19 protein-coding genes are annotated in these 17,593 nt (G+C 73.2%); 10 read left to right on the top strand and 9 right to left on the bottom strand.

Going from position 1 to position 17,593, the window contains the following annotated elements; translation table 11 throughout:
• Nucleotides 1-139: 139 nt before the first annotated feature.
• A complete protein-coding gene (locus SM418_RS14340) occupies nucleotides 140-502 on the bottom strand; it encodes a HesB/IscA family protein (RefSeq protein ID WP_371941024.1) in 363 nt (120 codons plus the stop codon).
• Between the two features lie 233 nt (nucleotides 503-735).
• On the opposite strand from SM418_RS14340, the gene nadA reads away from it, so the two are divergent.
• Complete coding sequence (nadA, locus tag SM418_RS14335) at nucleotides 736-1,890, top strand: quinolinate synthase NadA (protein WP_371941026.1); 1,155 nt, start codon at nucleotides 736-738, stop codon at nucleotides 1,888-1,890.
• Nucleotides 1,891-1,923: 33 nt separating this feature from the next.
• Here nadA and pspAB (SM418_RS14330) read toward each other — a convergent pair whose 3' ends face one another.
• The 6 genes from pspAB (SM418_RS14330) to SM418_RS14305 all read right to left on the bottom strand — a co-directional run bounded on the left by pspAB (SM418_RS14330) (nucleotide 1,924) and on the right by SM418_RS14305 (nucleotide 6,222).
• Nucleotides 1,924-2,526 carry a PspA-associated protein PspAB gene (pspAB, locus tag SM418_RS14330; protein WP_371941028.1) on the bottom strand — a complete coding sequence of 201 codons (603 nt, stop codon included), beginning with the start codon at nucleotides 2,524-2,526 and terminating at the stop codon, nucleotides 1,924-1,926.
• A gap of 1 nt (nucleotide 2,527) precedes the next feature.
• Nucleotides 2,528-3,445 (bottom strand): M48 family metalloprotease, encoded by a 918-nt coding sequence (locus SM418_RS14325; protein WP_371941029.1) that lies wholly within the window; start codon nucleotides 3,443-3,445, stop codon nucleotides 2,528-2,530.
• A gap of 57 nt (nucleotides 3,446-3,502) precedes the next feature.
• The gene (gene pspAB / locus SM418_RS14320; protein WP_371941030.1) at nucleotides 3,503-4,072 is read right to left on the bottom strand and encodes a PspA-associated protein PspAB; all 570 of its coding nucleotides are present in this window, start codon (nucleotides 4,070-4,072) and stop codon (nucleotides 3,503-3,505) included.
• A 3-nt stretch (nucleotides 4,073-4,075) separates the two neighbouring features.
• Nucleotides 4,076-4,993, bottom strand: coding sequence for a zinc metalloprotease HtpX (gene htpX, locus SM418_RS14315; RefSeq protein WP_371941031.1), 918 nt, complete (start codon nucleotides 4,991-4,993; stop codon nucleotides 4,076-4,078).
• Nucleotides 4,994-5,137: 144 nt separating this feature from the next.
• Nucleotides 5,138-5,416 (bottom strand): PspA-associated protein PspAA, encoded by a 279-nt coding sequence (pspAA, locus tag SM418_RS14310; protein ID WP_371941032.1) that lies wholly within the window; start codon nucleotides 5,414-5,416, stop codon nucleotides 5,138-5,140.
• Nucleotides 5,413-6,222, bottom strand: coding sequence for a PspA/IM30 family protein (locus tag SM418_RS14305; protein WP_371941033.1), 810 nt, complete (start codon nucleotides 6,220-6,222; stop codon nucleotides 5,413-5,415). The genes pspAA and SM418_RS14305 overlap by 4 nt, the downstream gene beginning before the upstream one ends.
• Nucleotides 6,223-6,354: 132 nt before the next feature.
• On the opposite strand from SM418_RS14305, the gene SM418_RS14300 reads away from it, so the two are divergent.
• The gene (locus SM418_RS14300; protein WP_371941034.1) at nucleotides 6,355-6,930 is read left to right on the top strand and encodes a DUF3043 domain-containing protein; all 576 of its coding nucleotides are present in this window, start codon (nucleotides 6,355-6,357) and stop codon (nucleotides 6,928-6,930) included.
• Between the two features lie 99 nt (nucleotides 6,931-7,029).
• Nucleotides 7,030-8,031: an aldo/keto reductase family protein gene (locus SM418_RS14295; protein WP_371941035.1), complete on the top strand. Its 1,002-nt coding sequence runs from the start codon at nucleotides 7,030-7,032 to the stop codon at nucleotides 8,029-8,031.
• Between the two features lie 64 nt (nucleotides 8,032-8,095).
• Here the strand turns inward: SM418_RS14295 and SM418_RS14290 are convergent, their stop codons facing one another.
• Both SM418_RS14290 and SM418_RS14285 read right to left on the bottom strand, forming a co-directional pair.
• Nucleotides 8,096-8,275, bottom strand: coding sequence for a hypothetical protein (locus SM418_RS14290; RefSeq protein ID WP_371941036.1), 180 nt, complete (start codon nucleotides 8,273-8,275; stop codon nucleotides 8,096-8,098).
• Between the two features lie 54 nt (nucleotides 8,276-8,329).
• On the bottom strand, nucleotides 8,330-9,214 hold the full coding sequence (locus SM418_RS14285) for a DsbA family protein (RefSeq protein WP_371941037.1): 885 nt from the start codon (nucleotides 9,212-9,214) through the stop codon (nucleotides 8,330-8,332).
• 70 nt (nucleotides 9,215-9,284) lie between these two features.
• On the opposite strand from SM418_RS14285, the gene SM418_RS14280 reads away from it, so the two are divergent.
• From SM418_RS14280 to SM418_RS14250, 7 genes are all read left to right on the top strand, one after another.
• Nucleotides 9,285-10,229, top strand: coding sequence for a bifunctional adenosylcobinamide kinase/adenosylcobinamide-phosphate guanylyltransferase (locus SM418_RS14280; protein ID WP_371941039.1), 945 nt, complete (start codon nucleotides 9,285-9,287; stop codon nucleotides 10,227-10,229).
• Nucleotides 10,230-10,242: 13 nt separating this feature from the next.
• Nucleotides 10,243-11,010: an adenosylcobinamide-GDP ribazoletransferase gene (locus SM418_RS14275; RefSeq protein WP_371941041.1), complete on the top strand. Its 768-nt coding sequence runs from the start codon at nucleotides 10,243-10,245 to the stop codon at nucleotides 11,008-11,010.
• A gap of 84 nt (nucleotides 11,011-11,094) precedes the next feature.
• Nucleotides 11,095-12,573, top strand: a complete 1,479-nt coding sequence (locus SM418_RS14270; protein ID WP_371941042.1) for a leucyl aminopeptidase — start codon at nucleotides 11,095-11,097, stop codon at nucleotides 12,571-12,573.
• A gap of 148 nt (nucleotides 12,574-12,721) precedes the next feature.
• Nucleotides 12,722-14,116 (top strand): dihydrolipoyl dehydrogenase, encoded by a 1,395-nt coding sequence (gene lpdA / locus SM418_RS14265; protein WP_371941044.1) that lies wholly within the window; start codon nucleotides 12,722-12,724, stop codon nucleotides 14,114-14,116.
• 35 nt (nucleotides 14,117-14,151) lie between these two features.
• Complete coding sequence (gene sucB, locus SM418_RS14260) at nucleotides 14,152-15,636, top strand: 2-oxoglutarate dehydrogenase, E2 component, dihydrolipoamide succinyltransferase (protein WP_371941045.1); 1,485 nt, start codon at nucleotides 14,152-14,154, stop codon at nucleotides 15,634-15,636.
• Nucleotides 15,637-15,793: 157 nt separating this feature from the next.
• Nucleotides 15,794-16,681: a TIGR01777 family oxidoreductase gene (locus SM418_RS14255; RefSeq protein WP_371941046.1), complete on the top strand. Its 888-nt coding sequence runs from the start codon at nucleotides 15,794-15,796 to the stop codon at nucleotides 16,679-16,681.
• Nucleotides 16,682-16,766: 85 nt separating this feature from the next.
• Nucleotides 16,767-17,504, top strand: a complete 738-nt coding sequence (locus SM418_RS14250; protein WP_371941047.1) for a Type 1 glutamine amidotransferase-like domain-containing protein — start codon at nucleotides 16,767-16,769, stop codon at nucleotides 17,502-17,504.
• Nucleotides 17,505-17,593: the final 89 nt, after the last annotated feature.

The following is a 17,593-nucleotide window of genomic DNA, read 5'->3' as shown; positions in this document are numbered from 1 at the left end:
AGCGCAGCGGGGAAAGCGAAAAGGGGCGGCCCGGACACATGCCCGGCCCGCCCCTTCGAGCGTTCCTCGAGCGTCGAGCGTTCCTCGATCGCTTTGCGACCGCCCCGGAGGCCGTCGGAGGCGCCCCGAGCGGACCCGCTCAGTTGAAGGAGTCGCCGCAGGCGCAGGAACCCGACGCGTTCGGGTTGTCGATCGTGAAGCCCTGCTTCTCGATCGAGTCGACGAAGTCGATGGTGGCGCCGGTCAGGTACGGCGCGCTCATCCGGTCGACGCGCACCGACAGGCCGCCGAAGTCCTGGATCTGGTCGCCGTCCATCTCCCGCTCGTCGAAGAAGAGCTGGTAGATCAGGCCGGAGCAGCCGCCCGGCTGCACGGCGACACGCAGCGCAAGGTCGTCGCGGCCCTCCTGCTCGAGCAGGCCCCTGGCCTTCTCGGCGGCGGCGTCGGTGAGGATGACGCCCTGCTGCGTGGTCTCCTGCGTGGTCTCGCCTGAAACCGTCATTGTTCAGCTCCCGGGTCTCGCTGCGCCGCGGTGCGGCGGACTGTCGCTTGTCCTGGAGGACGTCGTACGCCTCTTCCCGTAGGACAACGTACCTCGGTACTCGACCATTCCGCTTATCGGCCGGGTTTAACGCCGGGCCGTGGTGCGTTCTACGTCACATCATGCGCACCGCCCGGATGTGCCATCATTAGTCGTCAAAGCGACGATAAGCCCCGTCGCGAAGGGAGACCGCCGTGACCACCCCGGTAAGCGACCTTCCGCTGCTGCTCCTCGGCAGCGGCGCCGATCCCGCGAGCGAGCGCGGCGTGGACTGTCCCGGCGAGCTGCCGCCGGCCTCCGACCCCGCCCTCGTCGAACGCGCCCGCGCCGCCAAGGCGTCCCTCGGCGACCGGGTCTTCGTCCTCGGCCACCACTACCAGCGGGACGAGGTCATCCAGTTCGCCGACGTGACCGGCGACTCGTTCAAGCTGGCGCAGAAGGCCGCGGGCCGTCCGGACGCGCCCTACGTCGTGTTCTGCGGCGTGCACTTCATGGCGGAGTCGGCCGACATCCTGACCGCCGCGCACCAGCGGGTGATCCTGCCCGACCTGGGCGCCGGCTGCTCGATGGCGGACATGGCGACCTTCGACCAGGTCGAGGACTGCTGGGACGTCCTGGAAGATGCCGGAATCGCCGACGACGTCGTCCCCGTCACGTACATGAACTCCTCGGCCGACATCAAGGCGTTCGTCGGGCGGCACGGCGGCGTCGTGTGCACCTCGTCCAACGCAAAGCGCGCGCTCGACTGGGCCTACGGGAAGGGCAAGAAGGTCCTGTTCCTGCCCGACCAGCACCTCGGCCGCAACACCGCCGTCCTGGAGATGGGCCTCTCGCTGGACGACTGCGTCGTCTACAGCCCGCACCGCCGCGAAGGCGGGCTCACCCACCGGCAGTTGCGGGACGCCAAGATGATCCTCTGGCGCGGCCACTGCTCCGTGCACGGCCGGTTCACCGAGGAGTCGGTGGACGAGGTCCGCGAGCGGGTGCCCGGCGTGAACGTCCTCGTGCACCCCGAGTGCCGGCACGAGGTCGTCACGGCCGCCGACCAGATCGGCTCCACCGAGTACATCATCAGGACGATCGAGGCCGCCGAGCCCGGCTCGTCCTGGGCGATCGGCACGGAGCTGAACCTCGTCCGGCGGCTGGCGAACGCCCACCCGGACAAGAACGTCATGTTCCTCGACAAGAGCGTCTGCTACTGCTCGACGATGAACCGCATCGACCTCCCGCACCTGGTCCTGTCGCTGGAGTCGCTGGTGGCGGGCGACGTCCAGAACGTCATCGAGGTGGAGGAGGAGACCGCGCACTACGCCCGCGCGGCCCTCGACCAGATGCTCGCACTGCCCTGACCGGTTCCCGTGCGCGCGCCGCCCCCGTGCCCCTCACAGGCCGGGGGCGTCCCGCACCGGGAACCACCTGGCCGTGTCCGGCTCCATGGGCAGCGTCTCCAGCAGCGCGTCCCTGGCGCGGGTCTCGACCAGGTTGTTTCGACGGCGGTGGCCGTCCTCAGGGCCGTCCGGCGGGCGCGGCGCGAACGGGTAGAACGTGCCCCGGACGGGCACGTGGACCAGCAACAGCCGCTGCCGCCCCTCGCCCCTGCGGAAGGCCGCCACCGAGCACAGCAGGTAGCGCCCGAACCCGGCGGCCGCCAGGGTCGACTCGACGAGGTGCAGGTCGGCGACCAGGCCCCCGAAGTCGTCCGGCGGGCGCGTGACGTGCGTCCAGCCCCAGCCGTGCGGGTCGGCGGTCGTCTCCGTCCGCCGGGGCTCGTCGCCGGACAGCAGGCGCGCGACCTCGCGCCGCGCGCGGTCGAACGCGCCGAACGCCCCGCCCTCCACGAGGCGGTGGCAAACGCCGCCCGCGCCGGTCGGGGCGAAGCCGGTCGCGGCCTCCAGCGCGACCGCGGCGGCGGGCAGCGCGAACAGCCGCCCGGCGTCCGGCGGGACGGCCGCGGGCCGGCCGAGGAGCTGGTCCAGGACGCCCACGTCACCCACCGCTCGCGAGCCGGAAGGACAGGGCGGTCAGCCGCTCCCTGCGCCGCCGCAGCGGCGGATGGGTGGACAGCAGACCGGTCACCCCGCCGCCGCGCGCCGCGACCACGCAGCGGGCGGCGGCCGGGCGCAGCGCCCGCAGGTCGTCCCGGGCCGCGTCGCCGAGCTCCTCAGTGATCTTGTCGAGGGCGGACGCGAGGTCGGCCGGCCGCCCGGTCAGCAGCGCCCCGGTCGAGTCGGCGCACAGCTCCCGATGCCGCGACAGGTCGAGCATCGCCAGCGCGCCCGCGGCGCCCAGCACCGCCGCGACCACGGCGAGGGGCAGCAGCAGGATCCCGAGCAGGAGCCCGGCGGCCCTCGTCGCGACGCCCCTGCCGCGGCCGGTGAACAGGCGCGCCCACCAGTCGAGGAAGAGGCCGCTGACCAGGCTCGGGAACGAGGCGATCGCCGTGACGAGCACGTCCCGGTTCGCGACGTGCGCGACCTCGTGGGCGAGGACGGCGGCCAGTTCGGCCGGGTCGAGCCGGGCGCGCAGCCCCTCGGTGAAGCACACCACCGCCGAGCCGGGGCCCGAGCCCGCGGCGAAGGCGTTCGGGGCGGCCACGGCGGAGACGGTGAGGCGCGGCTTGGGCAGGCCCGACGACATGCACAGCCGGTCGAGGACCGCGTGCAGCTCCGGTTCCTCGTCGGCGGACACCGGGCGGACGTCCATCACGCGCAGGATCAGACCGTCCGCCGCCCGCGCCGAGGCGACCGCGATCGCCACGGCCACCGCCACCGCCACCGCGCCCCAGACCGGGCCGGCCAGGAAGGCGGGCAGCGCGGCGGCGGCGTAGACCAGCGCGACCAGGGCCGTCGCGGCGAACATCCGCCAGGTCAGGCTCGGCTCGTCCAGGTCACGGGAGGGCGTCATGCCCCGGACGCTAGCCCGTCGCGGGCCGCCGTTCAGCGTCCTATGACGCAGAAACGATCAGAGGCCGGGCGCGCCCCAGACGGGGAACCAGCGTCCGAGGTCCTCCTCGAAGGGGAGGTCGGCGCCGATCGCGCCGCGCACCTGCAGTTCCAGCGCGTTGTCGCGCTTGTCGCCCGGGAGCGGCGCGAACGGGTAGAACGTGCCGCGCTTGTACAGGTAGACGAGGGCGAGGCTCCGCCCGTCCGGGCCGCGGAAGCCCGCCAGGGAGCACAGCAGGTGCGGGCCGAACCCGCCCGACTCCAGCGTCGAGTTCACCGCGTGCAGGTCGGTGACGAGGTCGGGCAGTTCATCGGGGGCGTGCCTGGCGAGCAGCCACGTGTAGCCGTAGGAGTCGTTGCTGATCTCGACCTTGGGCCCCTCGTCGGCGTCCAGCAGCTGCTCGACGTCGGCCTGCAGCCGGGCGAACGCGCCGCCCTCGGCCGCCCGGAAACAGACCGAGCCGCGGCCGGTCGGGGTGAACCCCGTGGCCGCCTCCAGCGTGATCGCCGCCGACGACAGCCCGAAGATCTGGTCGAGATCGGGCCTGGCCGGCTTGGAACGGCCGAGGAGGGTGTCGAGGAAACCCACGGATCAGACTCCCCTGCTGAGCTGGTCGGAGATCTTCGAGAGCTGCGCGAGGCGCTTGTCCAGCGGCGGGTGGGTGGAGAACAGCGAGGAGACGCTGAAGCCCTTGCCGAACGCCGGGGTGAAGAAGAACGCGTTGAACGCCTGCGCGGACCGCAGGTCGTTCGTCGGGATGCGCGCGATCTCCCCGCTGACCTTCGTCAGCGCGCTGGCGAGCGCCGAGGGGCGGCCGGTCAGCAGCGCCGCGGCGCGGTCTGCGGACAGCTCGCGGTACCGGGACAGGGCGCGGGTGAGCATGAAGCTGACCGCGTAGGCGAGCGCGCTGGCCGCGACGACGGCGAGCAGGATCAGCCCGGTGTTCTGGTCGTTGCTGCGGCGGCCGAACCCGCCCCACAGCCCCCACTGGAGGCCGAACCGGGTGATGAGGCCGGCGCAGATGCCGAGGAATGAGGCGATCGTCATGACCGCGACGTCCTTGTGCGCTACGTGCGCCATCTCGTGTGCGAGCACGCCCTCCAGCTCGACGGGGTCGAGCCGGCGCAGCAGCCCGGTGGTGACGCACACGACGGCCTTCTTCTGGTTGCGGCCGGTGGCGAACGCGTTCGGCACGTCGGTGTCGGCGATCGCGACCTTCGGCTTCGGGGCGTCCGACATCGCGCAGATGCGGTCGATGACGCCGTGCAGCTCGGGCGCCTCGGCGGGCGAGACGATCCGGCCGTGCATGGCGAACAGCGTCATCCGGTCGGAGAAGAAGTACTGGGCGAACAGGAACGCCACCGCGGCGAACAGCGCCACGAAGGCCCACTGTGGAACGAAGACGAAGAACGCCCCCACGAAGACGACGTACAGCAGCCCCAGCAGGAACATCGTCACGAGCATCCGCGACGTCAGCCCCCGGTCGGAGGCGTAGCGCGTACTGGCCATGCGGCCACCCCCAGTTCTTGCTCTTATTCATTTGTATCAACGCACGAGACCCGGGTTTTGTGCCTGGATGTCCATAACGGACGGCACACCCGGGGCCCCGCGGCGTCGCGTGCGGGGCGAGCTCGAGGCCCCCGACCGGAGGGGTCAGTCCGGGATGAGCCCTTCGTCCCCGAGCATGGAGCGCACCTCGTCGATGTGCGCGTCGGCCGGCGGCAGGATCAGCTCGGACGGCTCCAGGCTGTCGGCCGGAAGCGGCCTGCCCACCTTGCGGACGTTCTCCAGCAGGGCGTGCAGGGCGGCGCGGAACGCCGTCTCGTCGCCCGACTCGATCGCCGACTCCAGCTCGGAGTCGAGGGCGTTGAGGGCGGACAGATCGTCCTCTGCGACGTCGAGCTGGCCCTCGCCCATCAGACGGACGATCACTGGGCACCCCCCGGGTTGTTCGGCCACGGGGCCTGCTGCGGGGTGTCCTGCTGCTGCTGTTGCGGTTGCGCGGTCGGCGTGCCCTGGTTCAGCTCCTTGGGGGCGGGCCCCTGGCCCAGCTCCGCCTTGAGCCGCTCCAGTTCCAGGTCGACGCCGGGGCCCGAGCCCATGCGGTCGAGCTCGGCCTGGATGTCGTCCTTGGGACCGGAGAAGTCCTCCAGGGCGCCGGAGGCCAGCAGCTCGTCGATGGCGCCCGCGCGCGCCTTCATCGTGTCGGTCTTCTCCTCGGCGCGCTGGATCGCCAGGCCGACGTCGCCCATCTCCTCGGAGATGCCGGAGAACGCCTCGTTGATCTTGGTCTGCGCCTCGGCGGCCGTGTAGGTCGCCTTGATGGTCTCCTTGCGCGTCCGGAAGGAGTCGACCTTGGCCTGCAGCCGCTGGGAGGCGAGGGTGAGCTTCTCCTCCTCGCCCTGCAGCTGCTGGTACTGCCCGCGCAGGTCGTTTAGCTGCCCCTCCAGCCCGGACCGGCGGGTCAGCGCCTCGCGGGCGAGGTCCTCGCGGCCCACCTGCAGCGCCTTCTTGCCCTGGTCGGTCAGCTTGCTCTGCTGCTGCTCCAGCTGGTTGATCTGCAGTTCGAGACGCTTGCGGGAGGTGGCGACGTCGGCGACCCCGCGACGAACCTTCTGCAGCATCTCCAGCTGACGCTGGTAGGAGTAATCGAGGGTCTCCCGAGGATCTTCCATCCGGTCCAGAGCCCTGTTCGCCTTGGACTTGAAGATCATCGACATTCGCTTCATCACGCTCATCGCGCGGCGCCGGTCCCTTCGTGCTGTCGCCTCAGTCGTGAACTGGGCTCAATGACCACTGCTGGGGTTCTTATCACCCTACGCGTTAACGCGCGAGGCAGCCACGATGTTCGCAGCCGGTAGGCTGATCCCGTGTTCAAGCGTCGTACCCCGGAAGCCCCGGCGAATCCTCCTCAGGTAGTAAAGCCGGGAGGCAAGGGCCGCCCCACGCCCAAGCGCAGGGATGCCGAAAAGCGCCGCCGCCAGCCGATCACCGCGCCGGCCACCGGCAAGGACGCCTACAAGCGGCGCAGGGCGCAGCTGGCGGACAACCGCGCCAAGGCCCGCGAGGGGATGGCGAAGGGCGAGGAGAAGCACCTGCTCAAGCGGGACAAGGGTCCCGTCCGCAGGCTCGCCCGCGACTACGTCGACGCCCGCCGCACCGTGGGCTCCTACCTCATGTACGGCATGTTCGCGATCGTGCTGCTGAGCATGCTGCCGGTCCCCGCCGCCCGGCTGCTGGTGCTGTTCGCGCCGCCGGTGCTGCTCCTCGTGGTGTTCGGCGAGGGCCTGCTGCTCAGCCGCGGCATCAAGAGGCTGGCCGCCGAGCGCTACCCGGACGAGGACGCCAAGGGCGTCGGGATGTACGCCGCGATGCGCGCCATGCAGATCCGCCGGCTGCGCATCCCGAACCCGCAGGTGCGGGTCGGCGAGAAGGAGAAGGTCTGACCGCACCCTGTGCCGGACGCTCCACCGGGCGTCCCGAACGGGGTCCGGGGCGGGCCGCGGCGCGGATTCGCCGATCATCTCCCGGCTAGGGTCGGGGACATGGAGTTCCGAAACCTGGGCCGGAGCGGTCTGAAGATCAGCGAGATCGCGTACGGCAACTGGCTCACCCACGGCTCCCAGGTCGAGGAGGACGCGGCGCGCGCGTGCGTGCGGGCGGCCCTCGACGAGGGGATCACCACCTTCGACACCGCGGACGTCTACGCCGGCACGCGCGCCGAGGAGGTCCTCGGGCGCGCGCTGGAAGGACAGCGCCGGGAGGGACTGGAGATCTTCACCAAGGTCTACTGGCCCACCGGTCCCGGCAAGAACGACTCGGGCCTGTCCCGCAAGCACATCTTCGAGTCGATCAACGGCTCCCTGCGCCGCCTCGGCACGGACTACGTGGACCTGTACCAGGCCCACCGGTTCGACAACGAGACGCCGCTGGAGGAGACCATGCGAGCGTTCGACGACCTCGTCCGGCAGGGCAAGGTCCTGTACGTCGGCGTCTCGGAGTGGCGGGCGGAGCAGATCGAGCGGGCCCTCAAGATCGCCGACGAGATGGGCTTCGACCGGATCGTCTCCAGCCAGCCGCAGTACTCGATGCTGTGGCGGGTCATCGAGGAGGAGGTCGTCCCGCTCTGCGAGCGCGAGGGCGTCGGGCAGATCGTCTGGTCGCCGATCGCGCAGGGGGTCCTGACCGGCAAGTACGAGCCGGGGCGGCCGCTGCCGGCGGGGTCGCGCGCCACCGACGACAAGGGCGGCGCGGACATGATCAAGCGTTACCTGACCGACGACCTGCTCACCCGCGTGCAGGAGCTGCGCCCGATCGCGGGCGACCTCGGGCTGTCGATGGCGCAGCTCGCGATCGCCTGGACGCTGCAGAACCCGAACGTGTCGGCGGCGATCGTGGGAGCGAGCCGTCCCGAGCAGGTCGCCGACAACGCGAAGGCCGCCGGCGTGAAGCTGGACGCCGACGTCCTGAAGCGCATCGACGACGTCCTCGGCTCGGTCGTCATCCGCGACCCGGCCAAGACCGTGAGCCCCGCCAGGCGCCCCTGACCGGATGCCCGCGGAAGGGCCGCGGAAAGGGCCGCGGAGCCACGGCTCCGCGGCCCTTTCCGCGTCACTCCGGGTCCTGCAGGCCCATCTCGTACACGAGCGTCTCGCCGTCCAGCAGGACGACCTTGTCGACGTCGTCGGCGCGCAGGCCCCGCCAGTTCTCCCCCAGCCAGCTCTCCGCGTCCGCCTGGGTGGAGAAGGTCTCCTCCGACATGCCGACCGTGCGCCCGTCGGCCCTCTCCAAACGCCAGCTCCACGCCATCTCGCTCGACCTCCCTCGTCGCGGTGAGACTATGCCCTAGGCGGCGGCCGTGATGGCGCGACGCATCGCCTCCGGGCTCTCGGTCTCGGACTCGCCGAGCGTGCGCCCGTTCACCCGCACGCTGGGCGTGCCTTGGACACCGGACGATATGTAGCCCCGGCTGACCGTCTTCACGCTCCCGGCATGGCGCAGCGTCCTGACGCACGATGCGAAGTCGTCGTCCTCTTTCACGAGGTCCGCCCCGTAAAGGAGCAGGGCCTCCGTCAGGTAGCCCGGCGTGTCGAGGCTCGCCGGCTGGTGGGCGTACAGGGAGTCCTGGTAGGTCAGCCATCGTGCGCCGTCGCCGACGCACCGCAGCGCGGCCGCCGCCCGGATGGAGTTCTCGTACGCAGGCTGCGTGCCCTCGTTGAAGATGACCATCGGGCGGAACACGACCTTGGCCCGTCCCGAGACCGCCAGCTCCTTGAGCATGGGGTCGTGCTTGCGGTCGAAATCGCCGCAGTGCGGGCAGGCGAAGTCCTCGTAGACGTCGACGACGGGGCTCGTCACCCCCGGGCGTGCCATGACCAGGCTCCCGTCGGCGAGCGGCGTGGCCTCCGCGCCGCCCGCGATCTTGCCGACCCGCAGCCGGACGTCGGCGCCGTCCCCACCACCTGCCCCACCACCGGCCCCGCCATCGTCGTTTCGCAGGGCGAGCACGGCCACCGCGACGACGATCAGCACCACGACGAGGCCGCCGCCGACGAGCGCGAGCACGAGACCACCGCCGCCCTTACGTCCGGGCGGGGGCGGACCCGGCTGCGGGCCCGGCCCTGGGAACGGCCCCGGCGAGAACCCGCCCGGCGGCGGGACGGGAGGGGGACCGTAGGGCGGCTGCGGGCCGCCCTGCCCGGGCCATGGCGCGTTCGGGGGGTTGCCCACCGGGCCTCCTTCTCGTCGAGGGGACGTGGTGATCCTTCGAGGGGAGCGTAACCATAGAGTTCCGACCACGATGAACATCGAGCTTCGCGGCATCGCCGCCGCACAGGGCTGGCCCGCCGCGGGGTGCCGGTGCGCCTCCTGCGGCCGGCTGCGCGCGGCCGGCGTCCGCCACGAGCCGCTCGACGCCGCGGTCGAGGGCGTCGCGCTGCAGGATCTGCCCCGGACGGACGTGCCCGGCGGCTACGAGGTGCGCGCCCCGGGCGGAGGGCGCGTCCTGGTGGCCGCGGGCCCCGGTTCACGGCCGGAGCCGAGGCCCGGGGCCCAGTACGAGGCCGTCCTGCTGGACCTGGCGGAGTCCCCCGAGCATCTCGGACGTCTCCGTCGTGTCGGGGCCGTGACGTCCACCACGCGGGTGCTGGCCGTCCATGTGGATCACCGGCTGCGGTCCCCCGCCGAACTGGAGCGGCGCATGGCCTTCTGGAACCGGCCTCAGCACGGCCCGTTCCGGACGTTGCTCCTCGGCGGCAGCCGCTCGGGGAAGTCGGCCGAGGCGGAACTGCGGCTGGCCGCCTGCCCGGACGTCCTCTACGTCGCGACCGGCCCGGTCTCGGACGATGACCCCGAATGGACGGACCGTGTCGCCGCGCACCGGCTCCGCCGCCCGGCATGGTGGCGCACCGTCGAGACGACGGACCTGCCGGAGGTGCTGGAGTCCGCGACCGGCGCGGTCCTGGTGGACGGCGTCGGCACCTGGCTCGCCGCCGCGATGGACGAGACCCGCGCCTGGGACGACCCGTCGCGGGCACGGCACCGCCTCGACGATCTCGTCTGCGCGTGGCGCGGCACGGCGGCGCGCGTGGTCGCGGTCAGCGACGAGGTCGGTCTCTCGCTCGTGCCCGCCACCGCGTCCGGGCGGGCGTTCCGCGACCTGCTCGGCTTGGCCAACCAGCGGCTCGCGGCCGAGTCGGAGGAGACCGCGCTGGTCGTGGCGGGACGCGTCACGGAGCTGTGGTGATCGAGGTGCTGGGATGATCGAGGGGCTGCGGCTGGCGGTCACGCTGCTGACCGTCGTCCCGCTGGGCACGGCACGGCTCGACCGGGGCACCGCGCGCTCCGCGATGCTGCTCGCCCCGGCCGCCGGCCTGATCACGGGCGGCGCCGCCGCACTGGTCCTGCTGGCGGGCGACCTGCTCGGCCTGTCCGCTCCCCTGGCGGCGGCGCTCGCGGTGGCCGCGACGGCCGCGGCGACCCGCGCCCTGCACCTGGACGGGCTGGCGGACCTCGCGGACGGCCTCGGCAGCGGGCGCCCCGCCGCCGAGGCCCTCACCATCATGAAGCGGTCCGACATCGGCCCGTTCGGCGTGGTCACGCTGCTGCTGACCCTGCTGGCCCAGGTCACCGCGCTCGCCTCGGCCCCGCATCCCGCCGTCGCGGTGCTCGTCGCGTCGGTCGCCGGCCGGCTCGCGCTGCCCTGGGCGTGCCGCGCCGCCGTCCCGTCCGCGCGTCCCGGCGGGCTGGGCGCGCTGGTGGCGGGCACCGTCGGCACGCGCCCCGCCGTGCTGGCGACGGGGATCGTCCTGGTCGCCGCCGGCGGTGCCGGGGCGGCCGCCGGCGGGCTCGGCGGGGCGGTCCTCGCCGTGGCCGCGGTGTGCGCCGCCCTGGCCGCCGCGCTCCTGACGCTCCGGCACGCCGTCCGCCGCCTCGGCGGCGTCACCGGCGACGTCCTCGGCGCCCTCGTCGAGATCGCCGCCACGGCCGCGCTGATCGCCCTCGCCGCTGATCCGCCGCGCCCGTGACCACGGCCGGGGCGGCTCGCACGGCGGGCAACGCTTGATCCAAAAGGACGAAAGCGGTCACCGGGACGACTAACATCGTGCTACGTGACGAGCATCAGCCTTGACAGCGCAGACCTGGCCGACCTGGACGCCGACGCGATCGTGATCGGCGTCTCCCCCGCCGGGGCGGGTGCCGCACCGGCCGCCGGCGCGGGCGAACTCGACCGCGCCATGGACGGCCGCCTCGCGGACGCGCTGACCGCGCTCGGCGCGACCGGCAAGGCCGGGGAGATCACCAGGCTGCCCTCGCTCGGCGCCGTGACCGCCAAGGTCATCGTCGCCGCCGGGCTCGGCGAGGACCCCTCCGCCGAGGACCTGCGCCGCGCCGCGGGCGCCGCCGTCCGCTCGCTCGCCGGCTCCGCCCGGGTCGCCGTCGCGCTGCCCGCCGAGTCGGCCGAGAGCGTCGGGGCCGTCGCGCTCGGCGCGCTGCTCGGCGCCTACTCCTTCGACGCCTACCGCACCGGCGGCGACCGCAAGAGCCCCGTCGAGGAGATCCGGCTGCTCGCCGCGGCGTCGCAGGAGGCCGCCGTCGAGCGCGCCCGGGTCCTCGCCGCGTCGGTGAAGCTCGTCCGCGACCTGGTCAACACCCCGCCGTCGCACCTGTCGCCCGAGGACCTCGCCGACGAGGCCGGGCGGGTCGCCGCCGAGTCCGGCCTCGCGATCGAGGTGCTGGACGAGAAGGCGCTCGTGGAGGGCGGCTACGGCGGCATCGCGGGCGTCGGGCAGGGCTCGGTCAACCCGCCGCGGCTCGTCCGGCTCGCCTACACCCACGCCGAGGCGTCCCGGACGCTCGTGCTGGTCGGCAAGGGCATCACGTTCGACTCCGGCGGCCTGTCGCTCAAGCCCGCCGAGGCGATGGACTGGATGAAGTCCGACATGGGCGGCGCCGCGGCGGTGCTCGGCGCGCTCGCCGCCATCGCCGAGCTCGGCCCCAAGGTCAACGTGGTCGGCTACCTCGCCATCGCCGAGAACATGCCGAGCGGCACCGCGCAGCGCCCGTCCGACGTGCTGCGCGTCTACGGCGGCAAGACCGTCGAGGTCCTCAACACCGACGCCGAGGGCCGCCTCGTCATGGCCGACGCCCTCGTCCGCTGCGGCGAGGACTCCCCCGACCTGATCGTGGACGTCGCCACGCTGACCGGCGCGCAGCTCGTCGCGCTCGGCACCCGGACCACCGGCGTCATGGCGAACGACGACGACGTCCGTGAGAAGGTGGTGGCGGCGGCCGGGCGCGCGGGCGAACCGTCCTGGGGCATGCCCCTGCCGGCGGAGCTGCGCAAGGGCCTGGACTCGGCGGTCGCCGACATCGCCAACGTCAGCGCCGAGCGCTGGGGAGGCATGCTGGTCGCCGGGACCTTCCTGAAGGAGTTCGTGCCGCACGGCGTCAAGTGGGCGCACCTGGACATCGCGGGCCCGTCCTTCAACAAGGGCGAGCCCTACGGGTACACCCCGAAGGGCGGCACCGGCGCCGCGGCCCGCACGCTGGTCCAGATCGCCGAGGACGTCGCCGCGGGAATTCTGTAGCGGTCCCGCCCGCTGTCACCTGGCGGAGAGCAGAATAGGTTTCCATTGGCGGCGGGGGCACGCTACCGGTGCGCCCCGCCCCGCCCTACCACCGGGTAGGGGGCGCCGCGGTCCACGCGGCGCCGGCACAGGGGAAAGGGAGCGTCCAGTGGCCAACAGCGGCCCCTTCGACATCGTCGTCCTGGGTGCCGGCAGCGGCGGTTACGCGTGCGCGCTGCGCGCCGCCGAGCTCGGCAGGTCCGTCGCGCTCATCGAGCGGGACGAGTCGCTCGGCGGGACGTGCCTCAACCGCGGCTGCATTCCCACCAAGGCGCTGCTGCACGCGGCCGAGGTGGCGGACCAGTCGCGCGAGGCGGCGAAGTTCGGCGTCCGGGCCACGTTCGAGGGCATCGACGTCGCCGGAGTGAACGCCTACAAGGACAAGGTCGTCTCCACGACCGTGAAGGGCCTCACCGGGCTGATCAAGTCCCGGGGCATCGAGGTCGTGCACGGCACCGGGCGGCTGGCGGGCCCGACCACGGTCGAGGTCACCGCGGCCGACGGGAAGACCACCACGATCGAGGGCGGGCACATCGTCCTCGGCACCGGATCGCAGCCGAAGACGCTGCCCGGCCTGGAGATCGACGGCGAGCGCGTCATCTCCAGCGACCACGCCCTGCGGCTGGAGCACGTCCCCGGCTCGGTCGTCGTCCTCGGCGGCGGCGTCATCGGCGTCGAGTTCGCCAGCGTGTGGCGCTCGTTCGGCGCCGAGGTCACGATCGTGGAGGCGCTGCCGCACCTGCTGCCGCTGGAGGAGGAGTCCAGCTCCAAGCGGCTGGAGCGCGCGTTCCGCAAGCGCGGCATCAAGTTCGAGCTCGGCGCCCGGTTCGAGAGCGCCAAGACCACGCAGGGCGGCATCTCCGTCACCCTCGAAGGCGGCACGACCATCGACGCGGAGCTGCTGCTCGTCGCGGTGGGGCGCGGCCCGGTCTCCGACGGCATCGGCCTGGCCGAGGCCGGCGTCGAGACCGAGCGCGGGTTCGTCAAGGTCGACGAGTACTGCCGGACGAACGTCCCCACGATCTCGGCGGTCGGCGACCTGGTCCAGACGCCGCAGCTGGCCCATGTCGGCTTCGCCGAGGGCATCCTCGTCGCCGAGCGGCTGAGCGGGCTCACCCCGCCGCCGATCGACTACGACGGCGTGCCCCGCATCACCTACTCCGACCCCGAGGTGGCCTCGGTCGGCATCACGTCCGCGGTGGCCCGCGAGCGCGGCCACCAGATCAAGGAGGTCACCTACGACCTGGCCGGCAACCCCAAGAGCAAGATCCTGGGGACGCAGGGCGAGGTCAAGGTGATCGCGTCCGTGGACGGTCCCGTCCTCGGCCTCCACATGGTCGGCGCCCGCGTCGGCGAGCTCATCGCGGAGGGCCAGCTCATCTACAACTGGGAGGCCCTGCCCGGCGAGGTCGCCCAGCTGATCCACCCCCACCCGACCCAGTCCGAGGCGGTCGGCGAGGCACATCTCGCCCTCGCCGGCAAACCACTGCACGTGCACGGCTGAACGCCGCACAAGTAATCCGAAGGAGTCGCTGAGACATGCCGGTCTCCGTCACCATGCCCCAGCTCGGCGAGAGCGTCACCGAGGGCACCGTCACCCGCTGGCTCAAGAAGGAGGGCGAGCGCGTCGAGACCGACGAGCCGCTCCTCGAGGTGTCCACCGACAAGGTCGACACCGAGATCCCGTCGCCCGCCTCGGGCATCCTGACCAGCATCACCGTCGCCGAGGACGAGACCGTCGAGGTCGGCGCCGAACTGGCCGTCATCGGCGACGAGGGCGAGGCGCCGTCCGGCGGCGGCGCCCCGGCCGCCGAGGAGCAGGCCCCGCCCGCACAGGAGGCGCCCGCACAGGAGGCGCCCGCACAGGAGGCGCCCGCGCAGCAGGCGCCGCCGCAGCAGGCGCCGCCGCCCGCCGCGTGGCCGCCGCCCGCGCAGCAGCAGCCCCCGGCGCCGCCCGCGCCGGCCCAGCAGCCCGCCCCGCAGCAGCCCGCCCCGCAGGCGCCCGAGCCGGCCCCCGCCGGGCAGGCGCAGCCCGAGGCGCCGTCCGGCGACGGCCCGTACGTCACGCCGCTGGTCCGCAAGCTCGCCACCGAGAACAACGTCGACCTCGGCACCGTGAAGGGCACCGGCGTCGGCGGACGCATCCGCAAGCAGGACGTCCTGGAGGCCGCCCGCGCGGCGCAGCAGGCCGCCCAGCAGCAGGCCGCGGCCCCCGCCCCGGCCCCGGCCGGGCCGCAGGCCCCGGCCGGTCGGCACGCCGCCCCGGCGCCCGCCGGCGCCCCGGCCGAGCAGCTCGCGCTGCGCGGCCGCACCGAGAAGATGTCCCGGACGCGGCAGACGATCGCCCGCCGCATGGTCGAGTCGCTGCAGGTGTCGGCGCAGCTCACCACAGTGGTCGAGGTGGACATCACCAAGATCGCGCGGCTGCGCGAGCAGGCCAAGGCCGACTTCCTCGCCCGCGAGGGCGTCAAGCTGTCGTTCCTGCCGTTCTTCGCGCAGGCGGCGGTCGAGGCCCTCAAGGCGCACCCGAAGCTGAACGCGGTCATCAACAGCGAGACGAGCGAGGTCACCTACCACGACGTCGAGAACCTCGGCATCGCGGTGGACGTGCCCGAACGGGGCCTGATGGTGCCGGTCGTGCACAACGCGGGCCAGCTGAACCTCGGCGGCCTCGCCCAGCGGATCGCCGACCTCGCCGAGCGCACCCGCGCCAGCGACGTGAGCCCGGACGAGCTGGCCGGCGGCACGTTCACGCTGACCAACACCGGCAGCCGCGGCGCGCTGTTCGACACCCCGATCCTCAACCAGCCGCAGGTCGGCATGCTCGGCACCGGCGCCGTGGTGAAGCGCCCGGCCGTCATCGACGACCCCGAGCTGGGCGAGGTCATCGCGGTCCGGTCGATGGTCTACCTGGCGCTGACCTACGACCACCGGCTGATCGACGGCGCGGACGCGGCCCGCTTCCTCGCCACGATCAAGCACCGCCTGGAGGAGGGCAACTTCGAGGCCGACCTCGGCCTCTGAGCGCCCCTGGGCGCCTCTGCGCGCCCCTGAGCGTCTCTGCGTACGCCCGGTGACCCCGCCGCGCCGCCCGGCCGGCGGGGTCCCGCGCGTCCGGGGAAACCCGGGACCGCGCTGAGAATCTCGGCGTCCGGGGAGGCCTCCGCCTATGGTGGGGGCCATGAGGGTCACCGTCACGGGCTCGTCGGGCCTCATCGGCTCGGCGCTGGTGCAGTCACTGCGGGGGGACGGCCACGACGTCGTCCGGCTGGTCCGGCGGGAGCCGGCACGCGAGGACGAGGCGCGCTGGTCCCCGGCCGACGGCTGCGTCGACAAGGACTCCCTGGAGGGCGCGGACGCCGTCGTCCACCTGGCGGGCGCCGGGATCGGCGACCGGCCGTGGACGAAGACGTACAAGCGCAAGATCAGGGACAGCCGGCTGGTCGGCACCCGGACGCTCGCGACGGCGATCGCGGCGGCGCACCCGCGGCCCCGCGTCCTCGTCTGCGGGTCGGCGATCGGGTACTACGGCGACACCGGCGGCCTGGAGGTGGACGAGAAGTCCCCGGCCGGGCGGGGCTTCCTCGCGGCGCTCGTCCGCGACTGGGAGGCCGCCGCCGCGCCGGCGCGGGAGGCGGGCGTCCGGGTCGTCCATCCGCGCAGCGGCATCGTGCTGGCCCGCGAGGGCGGGATCCTCGGGCGCACGCTGCCCCTGTTCAGGCTCGGGCTGGGCGGCACGCTGGGCGACGGCCGGCAGTGGACGAGCTGGATCTCCCTCGCCGACGAGGTCGCGGCGCTGCGGTTCCTCATCGACCAGGAGATCGACGGCCCGGTCAACCTCACCGCCCCGAACCCGGTGACGAACGAGACCTACACGAGGGCGCTCGGCCGCGTCCTGCACCGGCCGGCGCGGCTGGCGGTGCCGCGGTTCGCGCTGCGGGCGGCGCTGGGCGGGTTCGCCGACGAGGGGCCGCTGGTCAGCCAGCGGGTGCTGCCGCGGCGGCTGGCCGGCGCCGGGTTCCGGTTCGCGCACGAGCGGGTGGAGGACGCTCTCACCGCCATGCTGTGAGTCCCAAGATTCGTCAAAGTCCCGGCCGCGCCCATTGGGTAGCCATACGGTGACATTGGGACACCTTGGCTCACCAGGAGGGTGAATGAGCACCGACGGACAGCCGCACATCCTCGCGATCGGCGGGGGCACGTTCGTGCCGGACGGCCGGGGCGGGGCCGCACCGAGCCCGCTGCTGCGCTACGCGTTCGACCTGACCGGGCAGGACCGGCCGCGGGTCTGCTTCCTGACGACGGCGGTCGGCGACGGCGCCGAGTACGTCTCCCGCTTCTACGCCGGGTTCTCCTCCATGGACGCCGAGGTCAGCCATCTCGCGCTGTTCCCGATGCCGAACGTCGCGGACGTCCGGGCGCACCTGCTCACCCAGGACCTGCTCTACGTCTCGGGCGGCAGCGTCGCGAACCTGCTGGCGCTGTGGCGGCTCCACGGCCTCGACGAGATCATGGGTGAGGCGTGGCAGGAGGGCGTCGTGCTGTCCGGGCAGAGCGCGGGCGCGCTGTGCTGGCACGTCGGCGGCAACACCGACTCGTTCGGGCCGCAGCTCACGCCGATGACCGACGGCCTCGGCCTGCTGCCGTACTCGTGCGGCGTGCACTACGACAGCGAGCCGCAGCGGCGTCCGCTGCTGCAGCAGCTCGTCGGTGAGGGGACGCTGCCGGGCGGCTACGCGGCCGACGAGTCGGTGGGGCTGCACTACGTCGGCACCGAGTTCGTCCAGGCCGTCTCCTACCGGCAGGACGCGGGCGCCTACCGCGTCGAGCCGGACGGGCCGGGGACAGCGAAGGAGACCCGGCTGGAGCCGCGCCTGCTCGCCGCCCTCTGAGCCCGTCCCGTCCGCCGGGCCCGGTTGGGGGCCCGGCGGCGGGGCTCGGCGGCGGTGGGCCCGGCGGCGGTGGGGCCCGGCGGCGGGAC

It is taken from the genome of Actinomadura chokoriensis, assembly GCF_041463665.1.
In the GTDB taxonomy this organism is placed as follows: Bacteria; Actinomycetota; Actinomycetes; order Streptosporangiales; family Streptosporangiaceae; genus Spirillospora; species Spirillospora chokoriensis_A.
The sequence above is the reverse complement of the archived record's forward strand: the minus strand, read 5'-3'. Positions and strand labels throughout refer to the sequence as shown.

Bases quoted from the DNA above. Each gene is read 5' to 3' on its own strand.
- SM418_RS14275 (WP_371941041.1), top strand. From the start codon at position 10,243: ATGATCGAGGGGCTGCGGCTGGCGGTCACGCTGCTGACCGTCGTCCCG.
- SM418_RS14295 (WP_371941035.1), top strand. From the start codon at position 7,030: ATGGAGTTCCGAAACCTGGGCCGGAGCGGTCTGAAGATCAGCGAGATC.
- SM418_RS14305 (WP_371941033.1), bottom strand. From the start codon at position 6,222: ATGAGCGTGATGAAGCGAATGTCGATGATCTTCAAGTCCAAGGCGAAC.
- SM418_RS14250 (WP_371941047.1), top strand. From the start codon at position 16,767: ATGAGCACCGACGGACAGCCGCACATCCTCGCGATCGGCGGGGGCACG.
- SM418_RS14325 (WP_371941029.1), bottom strand. From the start codon at position 3,445: ATGACGCCCTCCCGTGACCTGGACGAGCCGAGCCTGACCTGGCGGATG.
- htpX (WP_371941031.1), bottom strand. From the start codon at position 4,993: ATGGCCAGTACGCGCTACGCCTCCGACCGGGGGCTGACGTCGCGGATG.
- SM418_RS14255 (WP_371941046.1), top strand. From the start codon at position 15,794: ATGAGGGTCACCGTCACGGGCTCGTCGGGCCTCATCGGCTCGGCGCTG.
- SM418_RS14280 (WP_371941039.1), top strand. From the start codon at position 9,285: ATGAACATCGAGCTTCGCGGCATCGCCGCCGCACAGGGCTGGCCCGCC.
- sucB (WP_371941045.1), top strand. From the start codon at position 14,152: ATGCCGGTCTCCGTCACCATGCCCCAGCTCGGCGAGAGCGTCACCGAG.
- SM418_RS14340 (WP_371941024.1), bottom strand. From the start codon at position 502: ATGACGGTTTCAGGCGAGACCACGCAGGAGACCACGCAGCAGGGCGTC.